General features: G+C 41.4%; 12 protein-coding genes. 3 read left to right on the top strand and 9 right to left on the bottom strand.

The window, feature by feature from the left end; all coding sequences use genetic code 11:
- Positions 1 to 983: 983 nt before the first annotated feature.
- The 3 genes from E0H81_RS10665 to E0H81_RS10655 all read left to right on the top strand — a co-directional run bounded on the left by E0H81_RS10665 (position 984) and on the right by E0H81_RS10655 (position 3169).
- Positions 984 to 1583: an IMPACT family protein gene (locus tag E0H81_RS10665; protein WP_131318787.1), complete on the top strand. Its 600-nt coding sequence runs from the start codon at positions 984 to 986 to the stop codon at positions 1581 to 1583.
- The gene (locus E0H81_RS10660; RefSeq protein WP_131318785.1) at positions 1576 to 2193 is read left to right on the top strand and encodes a DapH/DapD/GlmU-related protein; all 618 of its coding nucleotides are present in this window, start codon (positions 1576 to 1578) and stop codon (positions 2191 to 2193) included. Before E0H81_RS10665 ends, E0H81_RS10660 begins: the two co-directional genes overlap by 8 nt.
- Before the next feature lie 133 nt (positions 2194 to 2326).
- On the top strand, positions 2327 to 3169 hold the full coding sequence (locus E0H81_RS10655) for a universal stress protein (protein ID WP_131318783.1): 843 nt from the start codon (positions 2327 to 2329) through the stop codon (positions 3167 to 3169).
- Between the two features lie 143 nt (positions 3170 to 3312).
- On the opposite strand, the gene E0H81_RS10650 is transcribed toward E0H81_RS10655, so the two are convergent.
- The 9 genes from E0H81_RS10650 to dnaE all read right to left on the bottom strand — a co-directional run bounded on the left by E0H81_RS10650 (position 3313) and on the right by dnaE (position 17142).
- Complete coding sequence (locus E0H81_RS10650) at positions 3313 to 3978, bottom strand: O-methyltransferase (protein WP_131266536.1); 666 nt, start codon at positions 3976 to 3978, stop codon at positions 3313 to 3315.
- Between the two features lie 152 nt (positions 3979 to 4130).
- Positions 4131 to 4853: a D-Ala-D-Ala carboxypeptidase family metallohydrolase gene (locus E0H81_RS10645; protein WP_131266534.1), complete on the bottom strand. Its 723-nt coding sequence runs from the start codon at positions 4851 to 4853 to the stop codon at positions 4131 to 4133.
- 144 nt (positions 4854 to 4997) lie between these two features.
- Positions 4998 to 5321, bottom strand: coding sequence for a ferredoxin FdxA (gene fdxA / locus E0H81_RS10640; protein WP_004651686.1), 324 nt, complete (start codon positions 5319 to 5321; stop codon positions 4998 to 5000).
- A gap of 205 nt (positions 5322 to 5526) precedes the next feature.
- Positions 5527 to 8178, bottom strand: coding sequence for a DNA mismatch repair protein MutS (mutS, locus tag E0H81_RS10635; protein WP_131318781.1), 2652 nt, complete (start codon positions 8176 to 8178; stop codon positions 5527 to 5529).
- 434 nt (positions 8179 to 8612) lie between these two features.
- Positions 8613 to 10622: an esterase/lipase family protein gene (locus E0H81_RS10630; RefSeq protein WP_131318779.1), complete on the bottom strand. Its 2010-nt coding sequence runs from the start codon at positions 10620 to 10622 to the stop codon at positions 8613 to 8615.
- Between the two features lie 130 nt (positions 10623 to 10752).
- On the bottom strand, positions 10753 to 11706 hold the full coding sequence (locus tag E0H81_RS10625; RefSeq protein WP_131318777.1) for an ABUW_2363 family tetratricopeptide repeat lipoprotein: 954 nt from the start codon (positions 11704 to 11706) through the stop codon (positions 10753 to 10755).
- A 182-nt stretch (positions 11707 to 11888) separates the two neighbouring features.
- Positions 11889 to 12695, bottom strand: a complete 807-nt coding sequence (gene cysE, locus E0H81_RS10620; protein WP_131266525.1) for a serine O-acetyltransferase — start codon at positions 12693 to 12695, stop codon at positions 11889 to 11891.
- On the bottom strand, positions 12688 to 13545 hold the full coding sequence (locus E0H81_RS10615) for an RNA methyltransferase (RefSeq protein ID WP_131318775.1): 858 nt from the start codon (positions 13543 to 13545) through the stop codon (positions 12688 to 12690). The genes cysE and E0H81_RS10615 overlap by 8 nt, the downstream gene beginning before the upstream one ends.
- Before the next feature lie 33 nt (positions 13546 to 13578).
- On the bottom strand, positions 13579 to 17142 hold the full coding sequence (gene dnaE, locus E0H81_RS10610; RefSeq protein WP_131318773.1) for a DNA polymerase III subunit alpha: 3564 nt from the start codon (positions 17140 to 17142) through the stop codon (positions 13579 to 13581).
- Between the last annotated feature and the right edge of the window lie 307 nt (positions 17143 to 17449).

Here is a 17449-nt window from a genome sequence, read left to right as displayed (position 1 = left end):
TGTATTTATTTCTGGAAATTAACCAAATTTAAATAACATTAAAATTAAAAATTGAGAATCGTGAAAAAATCACTTTTAAAGCGTTTTAAATTTTTGATAAATCATTAATTAAAAACTTCAAAATTATAATTAAATGAATTTAAAAGAATTAATTTTTTAATTCCTTAATTGTAATAAGGAATTTTATGAGATTTAAAACGCAATAAAATTATTATAATGTGTTAAATATCACATAATAAACTGTGTTATAGGTGTGTAAACTTGGCTTCAATTTATTACACAAATCAACAAATATTAAATTATTTTAACTAATGGAAACATTAAGGAGGTTAAGAGAAAGATCTATTATTTTGTATGGATGTTTAATTGTATTAATAAATGCTAATAAAAGCTTAAATGATTTAATTTCTTATGTATGAAGGTCTAAGTTTATAAAAAATTAGAAATTATTCTTTTAGCAGACTCTATTTAAAATAATGGCACATCTGTGTGAACAGAGGATCTAAACTAAAAATATAGAACATGATGATTCGCATTTATTAAAGTAAGTCTTAGATTTTAATGTTAAAAAATCTATTTTTTAATCCCAAGAATATAGCAGGATTTAAATTTTTATCCCCTATACACATAATTTTCTAAAGAGTTGGCTAACAATTCTTGTCCTGATTTCCTTATATACGTCCGCTATTATCGGATCAGAATTTGTTGTCGATGGAGGAGCCATTTCTATAGTTTAACTCATCACTTTTCAAACAAAGTCCAAGTTGCACCATGAACCATAGTTATTTCACTCCATCATAAAGCGATCAGATTGACGCTTTATTTCTACAGGTTTTGCTAAGCGATATATGACACTTAGACTGGAACTTAGCGCATAGATTATTGCCAGAGTATGAGGTTGAACTTTAAATGCTGATCTAAGTTAGCTACAGAGGTTTGAAAACACGTTATAATTTTACAGTGCTTTTTTTATTGTCAGATTTATGCCATTTACGATTGCCTCACAAGTTAGTTTCGAAGAAGACATCAAGAAAAGTCGCTTTCAAGCCATTGCAGTGCCAGTGGGAAATGAACAGGCGGTCAAGGATTTTTTGGAAACCCATAAAGATCTCACCACAACGCATCAATGTTGGGCATGGAAAATTGGACATAATGTCCGGTTTAATGATGATGGTGAACCCTCTGGAACTGCGGGGAGACCGATTCTGGCAACCATTGAAGGCAATGAGTTGACCAATATTCTGGTGTTGGTGAATCGCTGGTATGGTGGAATTAAACTCGGAACAGGTGGGCTGGTTCGCGCTTATGGTGGCTGCGCGGGACAAGGTCTATTACTGGCTGAAAAAATTGAACTGATTGAAAAGAAAAAAGTCAATTTTGCCTGCCAGTTTAATGAATGGTCAATCTTTCAATATGAACTCAATCAGCAGCAAATCGAATTTAAACAAGACTATACCGCGACCGGCGTACAAGTCGAAGCTTTACTGCAAATTCATCAAATAGAACCCTTGTCCTTGAAAATTCAGGATGTGACTCGCGGTCGTGAACAACTCAAAATTGTAGAAGAACCACAGAATGACTGAACAAGATCCACTGTTAAAATATCGTGAACAGCACAAGCATCGTCTGAACTATATGCCGTGGTTATATTGGTCATTAAAACCGAAAAACCGGGCTTGGGCTGAAGCATGGCAAAAAGAATATCAAGCTTATTTAATGCAAATGGAAACGGTCGAGATTGGTGAAAACTGTTTTATTTCACCGCTGGCGCATATTTTTGCCGAGCCGGGCCGGAAAATTGTGATTGGCGATAATACCTTTATTGCAGCAGATTGTACCTTGCATGGACCCTTGGAAATTGGCAATGAAGTTGCGATTAACCATCATTGCATTCTGGATGGTGGACGTATGGGGATCAAGCTGCATGATCAGGTCCGTATCGCTGCATATTGTCATTTGTATGCCTTTGACCATGGCATGGAGCTAGAGCAGCCAATTTACCAGCAACCTGTGCGTTCGAAGGGAATCGAGATTGGTCAGGATGTCTGGTTGGGCGCACATGTAGGCGTAAAGGATGGTATAAGTATTGGATCGCATGCCGTGGTTGGAATGAATAGCATGGTCACAAAAAATGTTGAAAAAGCGGCTATCGTTGTGGGCAATCCTGCGAAATTTATCCGTTATCGCGATTAAAAAGTTCAATAAAATTAGGATGAATTGCCAAGTAAGTTTAATTACATAAAAGCATGCATAGTCTGGAATAGATATGCTAAGTTAAAAATAACAAATAGACTTAAAGCCTTCAAAGGCGAAAAGCGAGGCGAAAATGAAACGTGTAATCGCTTGTATTGATTCTTCTCCGTGTGTGAATGCAGTTGCAGAAGCTGCCGCATGGGTTGCAAAGCAGACACAACGTGAATTGGTGTTATTACAGGTTTTAGATTATTACCCTGCCAGTTATCACTTAGGGGAAATAAGTGGGGTAATTGGTTTTGAAAGTAATGCAATGTTACTCAAAGAACTGGCTGAACTTGAACAAAAACAAAGTGAACTGGCACTCAATTATAGCAATAACTTGCTCAATCATATTAGTGAAATGATTCAGCAAAAGTACGGTTTAACTGCATCGCATCTACAAGAAAAAGGCGATTTTTTAGAACAAAGTTTTAATGTGCTTAGAGATGACGACATTACCATTATTGGTCGAGTCGGGGAGCGTTCTGCAGAACGGAATAAACCCATCGGCAGTAATGTTGAAAACTTTATTCGTGGCGCTAACTGTACCATTATGACCGTGGGCGAAAATTTTAAGCCACCGACACGATTTATTTTTGCTTATGAATATTCGCCAACCTGCGTTAACTTGATGAAACGAATTGCACAAAGTGATTTATTAAGACTTTTGCAGTGCCATGTGCTTTATGTGGGGGATCATCCAGAAATATTGAATGAACCTGCACAATATTTACGCGAAGCAGGACTCGATGTGGTGATGGAATATCGGTATGGAGATGTTTCTGAAAATATACTTGAATATCAGAGTGAACATGGGATACAACTGATTGTACTGGGTGCATTTAGTCACAGTAAAATTCACCAGTTCTTTTTAGGCAGTGTTGCAACGACTATTTTCCGAAATTCAACGGTACCGTTGTTGGTGGTCAAATAAGCACAAGCTTGGCATAGAGTAGTTGATTGAAAAATAGTCATAGTTATCCGCATAACTTGTGGATAACTATATGGACAGTGTGTGTAAATTGCTAATAAACAAATAAAAAAACAGTGCGATTGTTTTTTGATCTTTGTGTCAAATTATTTCACTATGGCCAATGCAAAGCCATCATGACCCTTGCTGCCTACAGTTTGTAACGCTGTACACGACAAGATACGAGGATGGTTCTGTAAAGCGACAAACATTTCTCGGATCCCTTCAATGCTCGGTTTATGATTTTCAGGATTGATGATTTCGCCTCCACGAATCACATTATCGAGCACAATAATGGTTCCTGAATGAGATAAGTCCAAGCTTAATTCTAGATATTCAGGGTAACTCTGTTTATCGGCATCAATAAAGATAAAATCGAAAGCTTCGAAATCAGCAGGCAATGCTTTTAATACATCCGCTGCACGTCCAACTTTCAGGTCAATGGTTTGCGGCAACTTGGCCTTGTCGATATTTTCTTGACCCAATGCTGCGTGTGTGTCACGACCTTCAATCGTTAAAATATAACCATCTTCAGGAAGCGCACGTGCCAGCCACATGGTGCTATAGGCGGCAAAAGTACCCAATTCCAGCACACGCTTACACTTATTCATCTGAATGAGCATTTGCAATAGCATGCCCTGATTGGGAGCTACTGCAAGGTGATCTGGAAAACCTCTTTCTTCAGTATTTTTTAATGTCTGTAGAAGAATAGGGTCTTCTGGAATTAAATGTGAATCGATGTAAGCATCAATCTCTGTCCACATTTGTTGCATAGTTTTGTCACCTTTTTTACGATGCAAGCATTTTAAACCTTTCCATTCAGAGTGCAATTTATCGTTTAAATTTATTGAAAATAAGGCAATAAAAAAGAGATCATCAAGATCTCTTTTTTATCTGAACTGACTTTAGAGTCATTGTATCTAGATTAGTAATTACACATAGAGGAATGACGTGATAAGTCAGGTCCCCAGGTACGGTAACCTTGAGTATCAATATGGATTTGACCTGAAGCATACAGTCCAAGTCCCATATTCAGGCTTTGACCGTGTTGTGCCCAGAATTGGCATAATTTAAATTTGGTATTTTCGATGAAAGCATAATCTTCAGGTTGAGGATATGCAGGCCCAATACGGAAATCGATAGCCGAATTAAATAAGTGACGTGATGAATTTGCCCCGCCAGCACACTGGTTAAGCGGTAAATCACGATAAACCGAAGTGACTTCAAAGTCGGTGAGCACTTTGGCTGCAACCAAATATTTAAATACACGCAAGGTCGAAACCTGATTGTTCCACAATTCACGATTTGGAATCATGTATTGTGAACGAGAACATTTTTGCCAGTCCCGTGCCGTACGCATGAGTTCAAAACTTGGAATAATATTGCCTACGCCATTTTGTTCAAGAAACACTTCATATTCGCGCACGCGTCGTAAATTATCGCCTATTGCAGCCCAAGCGCTATAAGCATAAGGAACCGTTTTAGGTGGAATCGGGCGTTCAATAATGATGCGTTCTTGGGGAATGAAGATCCGTTTTCCGTCGGGAGTCGTGGTGGTACGTCCTTGTTTCTGAGGAGATGTGGTACATCCAATCATGACAAGTGGGATTAAACCGAACCCGATTAATCCCTTGAGAAAATGCTTCATTATAGAAATCAAATATTTATAAATACGTGCGTTATTTTAATATAATTTTGTGGATAAAATTTGGAAAAATTGCAATCAAATGTTTTTTTAAGTATAAAAAAAGATCAGCAACGGCTGATCTTTTTTTGAAGTCTGAGGACAGTATTACTTTTCCAAGTATTGTAACTTGTCAGCTTTACCATTCCATTCTTCACGGTCAGCAGGCTGATCACCAATCTGGGTGATGTTCGGCCATTTTTGTGAAAGTTCAGTATTAAGTTCAATAAAGACTTCTTGACCTTCTGGTAACTCATCTTCCGAGAAAATAGCATTTGCAGGACATTCAGGTTCGCAAAGTGCACAGTCAATACATTCATCAGGATTGATGACGAGGAAATTTGGGCCTTCGTAGAAACAATCCACTGGACAAACTTCTACGCAGTCTTGGTATTTACATTTAATACAATTTTCAGTGACAACAAAGGTCATGGCGACAGCTACCTAAAAAATATGGTTCTAATTACTCTTGCTGTATTCTAGGCAAAAACGCATGTAACTAACAATTGCTTTTATTGATATTTGTTATATATAGGGCTGTTAATTTTGATAAAAACTGAACATCGGCTTAAATAGGGCATCTAAATGAAAAAGACTCCCATTTAGGAGTCTTTGACTTATTCAGGATAGTTTTAAATTAAACTTCTAATGCATCTTTCAAAGCATAGATTTGTTGCAGGGCTTCTCGTGGTGAAAGACTGTCGACATCTAAAGCTCTTAACAGATTCAGCGCTGGCACATCTTTTTCCACTTCAACAACCCGTTCAATCACTTCAATAGACGGCTCATCTGCCACACTAAATAAATCGTTTTGTACCGCTTTATTGAGTTGCTGATGTTGCTGTTTTTCCAAAATCTTTAAACGATTTTGCGCTTCTTTAATCACGCTGGCAGGAATACCGGCCAATTTTGCAACTTGAAGACCATGACTTTGACTCGCAGGGCCATACTGAACTTTGTGCAACAAAATTAAATTACCGTTCAATTCCTTGGCAGTGACATGGTAATTGTCAATGCCAGGCTCTTTGCCCAGTTCAGTGAGTTCAAAATAATGGGTCGCAAATAAGCACAGGCATTTTATGCGTTTGCTTAAATCAATCACACAGGCCCAGGCCAAAGACAAGCCATCATAGGTACTGGTGCCACGGCCGACTTCATCCATCAGTACCAAAGACTGATTAGTAGCATGATGCAGGATTTGTGAAGTTTCAGTCATTTCCACCATAAAGGTCGATTTACCGGTAGATAAGTCATCCGCTGAACCAATACGGGTAAAGACCCGATCAATTGGACCTAATACTGCGGATTTGGCAGGCACATAGCATCCACAATAAGCCAATAAACTAATCAGTGCGGTTTGACGCATAAACGTGGATTTACCACCCATATTTGGCCCCGTCACAATGGCCATACGGTGATTAAAATCTAAAGTCGTATCATTTGGGGTAAAGGCAGTTTTACTTAAGGCTTCAACCACAGGATGGCGACCGGCTACAATTTTCACCCCAATTTCAGGGCTAAATTCCGGACGTGACCAGTTGCGTAAACGTGCTTGATGGGCAAAATTGGCCAGCATGTCAATTTGTGCAATCGCGCTGCTCATCATTTGTAAATTACCGATGTCCTGGCGTAATTCATCCAGCAGCATTTCAAACAGCATTTTTTCACGTGCCAGCGCACGAGATTCACTGGAGAGCACTTTATCTTCAAAAGACTTGAGCTCTGGCGTGATATAGCGCTCTGCATTTTTTAAGGTCTGGCGACGAATGTAATGATCCGGTGCCTGATCTGCTTGCGCGCGGGTTAGTTCAATGTAGTAGCCACTGACACGGTTGTAACCAATTTTAAGGGTGGAAACCCCGGTGTTTTCACGCTCTTGAGTTTCCAAATCGATCAGGAACTGACCGGCATGATCACGAATTTTACGCAGTTCATCCAGTTCACTGTCAAAACCTTCTGCAATGACATTGCCATCACGAAGTAATACCGGAGGATGTTCGACAATGGCAGACATCAGGCGTTGGTATAACCCCTTAAAATCACCCAATTCATGATCTAACTGCTGAATTAAGGTGGATTGCTGGGCTTGAGTAATGGGCTGAATGGCATGGCGTAATAAAGGTATTTGCGCACAGGCTTGGCGCAGTTGGACTAAATCACGTGGGCGTGCGCTGCCTAAAGCAATACGGCTCAGCACACGTTCAATATCACTAATGTCTTTCAATACCAAGCGAATTGGTGATTCATGGTAACCATTTAGCATCGCTGCGGTTGCATCAAGACGCGCGTCGAGTAATTTGGTATCACGCAGCGGCTGCATTAAGGTACGGCTGAGTAAACGCCCACCCATAGCCGTTTGACAGTCATTGATGAGCTGAAACAGCGATGTGCCATGATCAAATAAGGGTTCAACCAATTCTAGATTGCGACGCGTAACTGGATCTAAGGCAATAAAGTCACTGCTTTGTTCCAGTTGAATGGAACGGATATGCGGTAAAGCTGTTTTTTGGGTTTCTTTGGCATAGTGAATCAGTGCGGCTGCAGAGGCTTTTGCCAGTGGCAAATGATCAATCCCGAAACCGGATAGTGTCGATACGGCCAACTGGTCACACAAGGTTTTTTGCGCATTATTGACGTTGAAATCGACATTTGGACGCTTGGTAACCGGGCACTCAAGTTGCTTTTTGATTTGCTCAATAATATTGGGATCAACAATATCTTCATCCACCAGAATTTCGCTTGGCATTAAGCGGGAAAGCTCAATCGCGAGCTGTTCGTGTTGGAAGTCTTGTTGTTGAACCTTGAAAATGCCTGCGCTTAAATCTAACAGCGCAATACCAATTTGATTTTGTCGAATGCAAAGCGCGACCAGATTGGAAGATTGATGACTATTCAGCAGCGCATCGTCCGTCAGAGTACCGGGTGTAATAATTCGGACCACACCACGTTCCATAGGTGCCTTTCCGCGAGTGCCTGCGCTCTCGCCTTCACCGAGCTGCTCACAGATGACCACGGTTTCGCCTTTCTTGACCAGACGTGCTAGATAACCTTCAGCTGCATGATAGGGTACGCCCGCCATAGGGATCGGTTCGCCATTGGCTTTGCCGCGATGGGTTAAAGTAATCCCGAGTAATTTTGCAGCTTTATGCGCATCATCAAAAAATAACTCATAAAAATCACCCATACGGTAAAACATGAGTGAGTGAGGATGCTGCATCTTGACGCTCATGTACTGCTGCATCATTGGCGTTAAAGTGGAAAGATCAGCCATGATTTCCGGGTAACTCATTGAGGTAAAATCCTTAAATATTTGAATAAATCTAGATCGCTAAAACTTGGCTGTCTCACCAATTTCAATGTTTTGCATGAAGATAAGTCAATTGATGACTCAGACATTTAACTTATATTTTTTAATTTTCTGCCAAGTCATGTCCATCAAAAAACTTAACTTCATTCGAGTGGCTTATCTTATCAAATTTGCATGAGTAGAGAAAAATGCTTTGCAATAAATACGTAAAAATGAGCAAACAGTTTTTTATTTTTTATCAGAATGTTCAGGATGAGTGAATAGCGCTGAAATAAAGATCAATAGGCTAAATGTGAGTATTTTAGTGATGTCTAATCATGGCTAACAATAGCCTAAGTAAATATCTTGATTCCAAATTTAATGGCGGTTCAGTCGATCACGCTGTATGCACATGATCGACTGAAATTGCTTAAGCCTTAAGGTTTATGCAAACCTAATTGGGTCAAATGCAGGCGTAATATGCGACGTAATTCTAAAATGGCTTCCGGTGTTTCCTGAATGGAATGTCCACCTTTGATGATTTTTTCAGAAACGGCGCCATTTAAATGGGCACTTTTATAGGTAACGACATCATCGGTAATCATATTCAGATCATCGCTATCCGTGATATTGCCCATAATAGAATGGAAGGCGAGACCTTTACGCGGGTTAATATTTTTGGTGAGTTCCATAAATTTTGATTGATGACTTAAGTCGCTTGGACCATTTTGAATCAGGCCATGATCAATCTGGGTTAATAGATCTTTAACGTCCAGATCCTGATTTTGTATGCTGTCACCGACGGCAGACAGGAATGCACCCGGTATACGAATAATTTTACGCGCTGCCTTGGTAAACCAGCGATCTGCATAATCGGTTCCTGTATGCGGAGTTGCGAGAAATATCGCACGATTAAAATTAGGAATATCCTTCGTGACCAAGCGCTGTGAAACGATTGGTAATTTTTGATATTTATTTAACTGGCGATTGTTCATCATGGCCAGCGCTTTTTTTGTTACATCTGCATCACTCACCAAAAGCCGGGCAATAATGCCTCCCATACTGTGTCCAACCAGGACGGCATCTTTTTTGGCGGGTGCCTTGGCATCTACCTTTGCAAAAGCCTGAGTAAGCAGGGCATAAATCTGCAAGCGACTTTCAATAATCGGCATATTGGTTGAATAGAATACTTGCCAGACCTGGAAATTCTCACGCAGTACCGCATCACCCATAATGTCATTGGTCAGCCGGATCCATGCTTCTGGGCTACTGGCCAAACCATGCACCAATACAATGACTTTTTTATTCGGGTTATACGGTTCAAGCATATATAAATGCGGCATGGTGAGATGGTCATCACGATCAATCAGGGTTAAATAAGCCGCTTTCCCCAGATTATTTTGTGCCAGCCACAACCCATAAGGGGTTGAGAAGTTGGCCGCAAGCGGATAGGTTTTTCCTGCCAGATCAACTTTCTCATATTTGTATGGATCAAAAGCCTCCAATTCAAACTCGGCCTTATTTAAAATATCTTCAATATTGGTTGCAGATTTTGGTTGGGCGGTAATGGTGGCTGCCAGATAACGCGCTTGATGAATATTCGGATTGACGCCATTTTTGTAGCTAAAATTTATCGGGTCGATGATGTATTTATTTTTACCTTCACCGATCTCGTCCTTCACTTGCGGTAAAACGACGACAAATTCTGAACCAAAACCGTCCCGGCGGTTAATGGAACGTAAGCCTGAAAAATTCAGGTTATAACTTGAGAGCAGCTGCTCAATTTTCTGTTCTTTAAGTTGCGGATAATGATCAAAGTTAATGCTGTAGATACTGTCACCGACTTTAATCCGTTTTTCGACTTGCGTAGGTTTGTGACGCAGGCCATAAGCCGAAACCAGTTTGGCCAAGGCTAAATTATAAAAGTCACGTATTTGAACCTGTCGGTTATCAAAAATTCGGTCTTGTGGGACGCGTTTTGTTTTAAACATGTAGGCATAACTGTAGCGAATGCTTTTATCCAGCATATAAAGTTGTTGGTCTAAACATTTATCATAATTGACTTGCTGGAGCTGTTTTTTTTCTTCTGACTTGGTGCTGGTTAATATACCAATTTTACAATCACTTGAATTTTCAAAATTTAAAGCTTTGGCCAGGTAGACTTCACTTGCTGTAGATAATAATTGTTCATCTTGAATTTGGGGAATTTGCTGCAGTTCCCGAATGCACTCTTCAGGTTGATCCGAGCAAATGTTCGCTTCACGCCCCGTCATCGAAAGCACATTCAAGCTGGCTTCACTTAATTTATTGCGCGTTAAAATACTTTCTCGTTCATTGGCGATGGTGACGTTGATGCCCTGACTTTTTACACTGACCACCTGACAGCCAGTGAGGAGATAACTACTGAATAGCGCTGCAAATAAAACTTTGTAGATCTGTTTTGGCATAATAATAGTCTGCAGTATGTATTTATTTGAATTTGATTCATCATACGATAATTCTTCTAATTATCAATCCATACACATAAAAATAGACCGTACTGGACGGCCTATTTTTACTTTAGTCTGAGTTTAAATATTAAGTTGCTGGTGTTGCTGGTGTTGCTGGTGTTGCTGGTGTTGGCTGAGCAGGAGCAGCAATGATTTGCCATACATTCCAGCGACCTTGCTTTTCAATCTCAGCAATTAAACGGTCAGCCACTTCAGCTTCTTGCGGATATTTGATTTTATAATTCTTTAAAGTTTGAATCGCATTTTTCTTTTGTTCCATGGCAATGTAGTTATTTGCCGCAGATAAATACGCTTCCTGAACACCTGCTTGCATCGCCTTATCTAAATAAGGAATCGCTTCACGCTGACCGCCACCTTCAGATAAACCAAAACCAAACCAGAAGTTTGCTTCAGCATCTTCTTTGTTGATTTTTAAAATGCGCTGCGCATAGGTTAAAGATTTAGTGGTATAGACCGAACCCAAGTCCAGGTTACGCGCCATCACGCTGGCTTTAAATGCACGGATCAGTACATCAAAAGAGGCATTATCTCGAGATGCCAAAGTATCAAGCTGTTGCGTCAATTCTTTTAACTTGGCTTCAAAACCTTTACGTTCCTGACGTTCAGTAAAACGAGGCGGGTAATGACGCGCTTTACCTTCAACCAATTGCAAGAAGTCATCAATTTCAGTGACATCAATTTCATTTTCACCGGCAAGTACGGCAAATTTCAAATTACGTGCATTGCTGTTTACGGTTGGAATAATCAGCTTGTTCACATCTAAAGTGACTTTCTTGGATGGATCACTTTGAAGATTAACTTCCATTTTAGTCACAGGCTGTGCGGCAGCTTGTTTTAATGCAATTTCAAATGGAGGTGGAGCATCGTAGTTAAATGGATTTAACGCATAGAATGGTGGAGTCACATCAGGTTCGGTAAAAATAATTGGAGTAGTCGGCTTTGGGTCTTCTTTAGGAGTGGTGCTACACGCAGAAAGTAAAGAAACCGCTATTAATGTACATGCCAAAGGCTTAAGGGTCATATGGATCATCCATTATTTAATTTTAAAATTGATTAGGTTTTGCTGACATTTCATAAATGGCTTGCGCTGTAGGCCAAAATTGAACAGATGAAGTATCAATAAATCCAACTTGCATGTTCGTCAGTCTAAGAAAACTCTGAGAAACACGCAAGTTAGCAATTGTGAAGATTCACATAAGCACTTTAGGCTTTGGATTGAGTGCTTTGCGCTTCACATTCACGGCGCACATCTTCAATAATTTTAAGTTCTTCAACACTAAAAGGCTGTTCGTCGTGCTGCTTTTTAAATGAAGGATCGAGTAAAGATAAACGCTGACACAAGGTATTCATGCGTTTTTCATTATGTTGAATTCGGTCCAGCAAAACCCGCATACCGTCTAGAATAGGATCTGACTGATCCTGTGTTGCCGCATAAGGTTGGAAGCCAATGCTTTCTGCATAATCACGGCGACGTGCTTCTTCATCATCTTTGGGCTTGTCTTTGGTGATAAAGCGCGCTGGATTGCCAACGGCTGTGGTATCCGGTGGAACTTCTTTGGTCACGACTGCATTGGAACCGACTTTGGAGTTTTTACCCACGGTAAAGGGTCCAAGAATTTTTGCGCCGGCACCCACCACCACACCATCTTCCAGGGTGGGATGACGTTTGCCTTTATTCCAGGTTGTACCGCCCAGGGTCACGCCGTGATAAAGCGTAACATCATCACCAATTTCAGCAGTTTCACCAATCACCACACCCATGCCATGGTCGATAAAGAAACGGCGACCAATTTTTGCACCCGGGTGAATTTCAATACCTGTGGCAAAACGGCTAAAAGAAGACAGCAGGCGAGCAGAGCCTTTACACTCTTTTTGCCAAAGTTCATGGGCAATACGATGCATAATCAGTGCATGAATGCCTGGATAAGTGGTTAGAACTTCTAAGGTGTTTCGAGCTGCAGGATCGCGCGCGAATACAGCCTTTATGTCTTCTCTGAGCTGTTTAAGCATTAGGTTGATCCTCTGAAGAATCTGTTGTTTTGTCAGTAGATTTTTTCCATTTACCACTATTCATCGCTTGTACGCGCGTGAATATTCCACGAAGTAAATGATATTCCATACGGTCTAATTGTATACGTCCAAATAGACGACGCAAGCGTAAAGGCAATAAACGTGGATTTTTTGGATCCATAAATTCAATTTCTGCCAGCATTTTCTCAATATGCGGATAGAACTGTTCCATTTGTTCATGCGTCACCAATGGCTCATCCCACTGCATGTCAATTTCATCGGTCACATGCATTGTAGCTTCAGGATTTTCTTTCTGTTCGGTCAATGCCATTGCCGCCATGCGCATTTCATAGCAAATCACCTGAATGGCTTGGGCAACGTTCAATACGCCGTAATCGTTATTGACTGGAATGGTGACGTGATAATTGGCCATCGCCAATTCTTCATTGGTCAGGCCACGGTCTTCACGACCAAATACAATCGCAATTTCCTGTTGATCTTTAACCACGGCATTTAGCGATTTTTCCGCAGCAGGGCGGGCGTCCAGCAACGGCCACGGAATGGTACGGCTACGGGCACTGGTACCAAAAACCAGATGGCAATCTTTAATTGCGTCTTCTAATGTAGGCACAATTTCAATCTGTTCAATTAAATCGACTGCGCCTGCAGCCAAGGCATTAATGTCCGGGTGCGGGTAGGTTTTAGGTTCAACCAGTACCAGCTTGGATAAGCCCATGGTTTTCATCGCGCGTAAAGCACTACCGATATTTGCAGGTAATGTGGTATTGACCATGACAATACGCACATGGGAGAGATGTGCTGAAACAACAGCATTGTCAACTTGACTCATAATGTGTCCGATTTGAATTTAAATATTTAAAAATTAAGAATATTGGTTGGCTTCAGCCTGATACAGATCCATCGCATCATCCATGCTGACATTTGCAGGAGGTGGTGCGATGTATGCGGGCTTAGTATGATGCGCGGCTTTGGCCGCTTTGGATTTCACTTGATATTCAATGTGAATCACATCTTTACCAAAATAATCACGCAATTTCGCCAGCAGTTCGTCCTGTGGCGCAACTTTCCAATTCAATCCCAAGTGAACTTCCGCAGAAGCATAGGGATAATCAATTTGTAGTTGCATTGGAATGTGATTACACATATCGACATTACAATATGGAATCAGAATCTTTTGTAAATCCTGACTCAGGGTTTTGGTCAGATGTTCACTATTCAGTTTAATCTGGATGCTATTGGCACGTTTCTGACGAATCTCATTCAGGCTGAATGCCTTGGTTAAACGCCCCATTGGACGGTCATAACCTTCACGCTCATAGATTTCGCCTTCAATCACCACCACCCGGTCGGCTTGAATGACATCTTTAAAACGCTGGAAACGTTCGTGATTGGCAGAGACTTCTATACGTGCTGTACCATCATCCAGCGTCACCATCATCCGGTTCGGGAAGTTGGCAACATCCACCACCAGTCCTGCAAATACCGTGGTGACTCCGCGACGTGTTGGGGTGAGTTCATTAATCCGTACAGGAATAAAGGACTTTAATTCTGGACGATAAACATCAATTGGATGTCCGGTGAGATACAAGCCAAGGGTGTCTTTTTCGCCTTTTAAACGAACTTCATCTGACCACGGTTTTACCGGTTTAGACGGTTTACGTTGAACTTCTTCAACTTCACCAAACAAATCCATAATTCCGGTTTCGCGATTGGAGCGTGCTTGGTCAGCCGCCTGAACCGCTTCTGGCAATTGCGCCATGATGCTGGCACGATCAATGCCCAGGCAATCCAGAGCACCGGAACGGATGAGCGCTTCTAAAGTTCGTTTATTGATCTTTTTCAAATCAATACGGTGGCAAAAATCGAATAAATCTTTATAAGGGCCATCCTGCAAACGTGAGTCAATCACCGATTGCATGGCTGCTTCACCTACGCCTTTAATTGCACCCAAACCATAAACAATAGTTTTTTCATCGCTGGCATGAAACTTGTAAAAAGACATGTTAATGGACGGTGGAAATACTTCTAAGCCATTAATCCGGCAGTCATCAATCAAGAATACAATGCTGTCGGTATTCTGCATTTCCGAGGTGAGTACTGCTGCCATAAATTCAGATGGATAATAGGCTTTTAACCATGCTGTCTGGTAGGCAATTAAGGCGTAAGCTGCCGCATGCGATTTGTTAAAACCGTAACCTGCAAACTTTTCCATATAGTCAAAAATATGGTTGGCTGTCGCTTCATCAATGTCTTTTTTTGCAGCACCTTCAATAAAGATTTGACGCTGCTTGACCATTTCTTCAGGTTTCTTTTTACCCATGGCGCGACGCAACATGTCCGCGCCACCGAGGGTATAGCCGGCACAGTACTGTGCGGCCTGCATTACCTGTTCCTGATACACCATGATTCCGTAAGTCGGCTCAAGTACGCCTTCCAATAATGGATGCAGATATTCAAACTCACCACCATGCATACGGTGGATAAAGTCAGGAATAAGATCCATAGGACCCGGACGGTACAACGATACGAAAGCGATAATTTCTTCAAATTTGCTTGGACGTGCCTCTTTCAGCATTTTTTTCATGCCGACGGATTCAAACTGGAATACCGCTGTGGTATTGGCATCGGCGAAAATTGAATAGGCTTTGGCGTCGTCTAGCGGAATGTGCGCAATATCAACGGTTTTTTCCGGCCCAATGCGTTTATTAATATTTTGAATCGCATCTTCAATTACGGTCAGGTTACGTAGACCCAAGAAGTCGAACTTCACCAAACCGGCAGATTCAACATCATCTTTATCGAATTGTGCAACGCGATTGGTCCCATCCGCATCACACATCACGGCTGAATAGTCGGTAATTTTACCCGGTGCAATCACCACACCACCGGCATGTTTACCGGTATTCCGGGTAATGCCTTCAAGCTTGAGTGCCATTTCCCAGATTTCAGCAGCGTCGTCATTGTCTGGATTGGATGGATTGGTGACGATATCTTTAAGCTGCGGTTCCATGTCGATGGCGCCGCGAAGGTCTACACCTAATGGCTTGGTCGGGATCAGCTTGGAGATCCGGTCAGCAAGTCCATAAGATTTACCCAGAACACGTGCGACATCTCGGATGGCACCTTTTGCGGCCATGGTTCCGAAAGTGGCAATCTGAGATACCGCATCACGGCCATAATGACGTGCCACATAGTCAATCACCCGGTCACGACCTGCAATACAGAAGTCGATGTCAAAGTCGGGCATCGAAACACGTTCAGGGTTCAAGAAACGTTCGAACAGCAGGTCATAACGTAGCGGATCGAGATCGGTAATTTTCAGGCTATACGCCACCAGTGAGCCTGCACCTGAACCACGTCCCGGACCGACCGGTACGCCATTATTTTTGGACCACTGAATGAAGTCCATCACGATCAGGAAGTAGCCGGGGAATCCCATGTTCAGGATGGTACCAATCTCGTAGGCTAGACGTTCATCATAAACTTTACGAATTTCAGGCCAGTCTTCATCACGTTTTTCAACGGGATAAAGGAAATTTAAACGTTCTTCCAGGCCTTCCTGAGAAATATGCTCAAAGAAGGTATCAATGGTATGACCTTCTGGAATGGGGAAGTCGGGAAGGTCATTGAAGCCTAAACGCAAGCTGACATTACAGCGCTTGGCAATGTGGTAGGTATTTTCAATCGCTGTTGGAATGTCTGAAAACAGTTCAGTCATTTGCTCGGCAGTTTTGAAATATTGTTCAGGCGTGTAAGAACGTGGGCGACGGTTATCACCAAGCACATAACCATCGGCAATACACACGCGCGCTTCATGTGCTTCGAAGTCGGTTGGTGCAATAAAATGCACATCATTATGTGCCACAACACCAATATTGTATTTCTGGGCCAGCTTAACTGCGCCTGCAATAAAGCTCTCTTCATCGGGGCGGTCAGTACGGGTCAGAGCCAGATAAACACGATTACCAAATTTTTCAATCCATTCTTCTAGCAGGGCTTCAGCTTTTTGCGGGTTGGAGGAATTGAGCATTTTGCCGACATCACTATGCATGCCTAAAAGCACGATGATGTCTTGATTCTGTTCAAGCACCCATTCTTTTTTTACGCAAGGAATATCAAGCTGCTGACCTTCAATAAAGCCACGCGAAACAATTTCAGTGAGACTGCGCCAGCCTTTATTGGTCATGGAAAGCAGGGTTGCTTTATGTTCTGCATCATTCAGGCGAATGACACCGCCCAAAATCGGTTTGATGCCGTTATTCAGACATTTTTTATAAAATTTAACTGCGGCATGCAAATTGGACAGATCTGTTAATGCCAAAGCTGGCATTGCATCATTCTCTGCAGCTTTCATAAGATCAGGTATACGTACGATCGATTCCGTAATTGAAAATTCTGTATGTATTCCAAGATGAACAAAGTGCATAAATGAGTCCCTGCAAAAACTGACGGCTATTTTAGCATGCTCTGAATACAGGAATGGCTTAATATTTATCAAAATCGAAGCAGATTTTTAATTGCAATATTGGTTAGAACTGATGTTTTTATTGATAAAGTCGGAAATTGAATTATTTTTAACCAGAATATTTTTGCCAAATAAAAACCCTCTAAGTAAGTAATGCTGATCAGTTATGAGAGTGAATCATGAACTCCTTAGCTTTTAGCTTATTCACAACGGAGTCTTATCTTTTTAACCCAAGTATTCAGATTTCGTCAGTTCTTTTGTTTAGCCA

Source organism: Acinetobacter terrestris (assembly GCF_004331155.1).
In the GTDB taxonomy this organism is placed as follows: domain Bacteria; phylum Pseudomonadota; class Gammaproteobacteria; order Pseudomonadales; family Moraxellaceae; genus Acinetobacter; species Acinetobacter terrestris.
The sequence above is the reverse complement of the archived record's forward strand: the minus strand, read 5'-3'. Positions and strand labels throughout refer to the sequence as shown.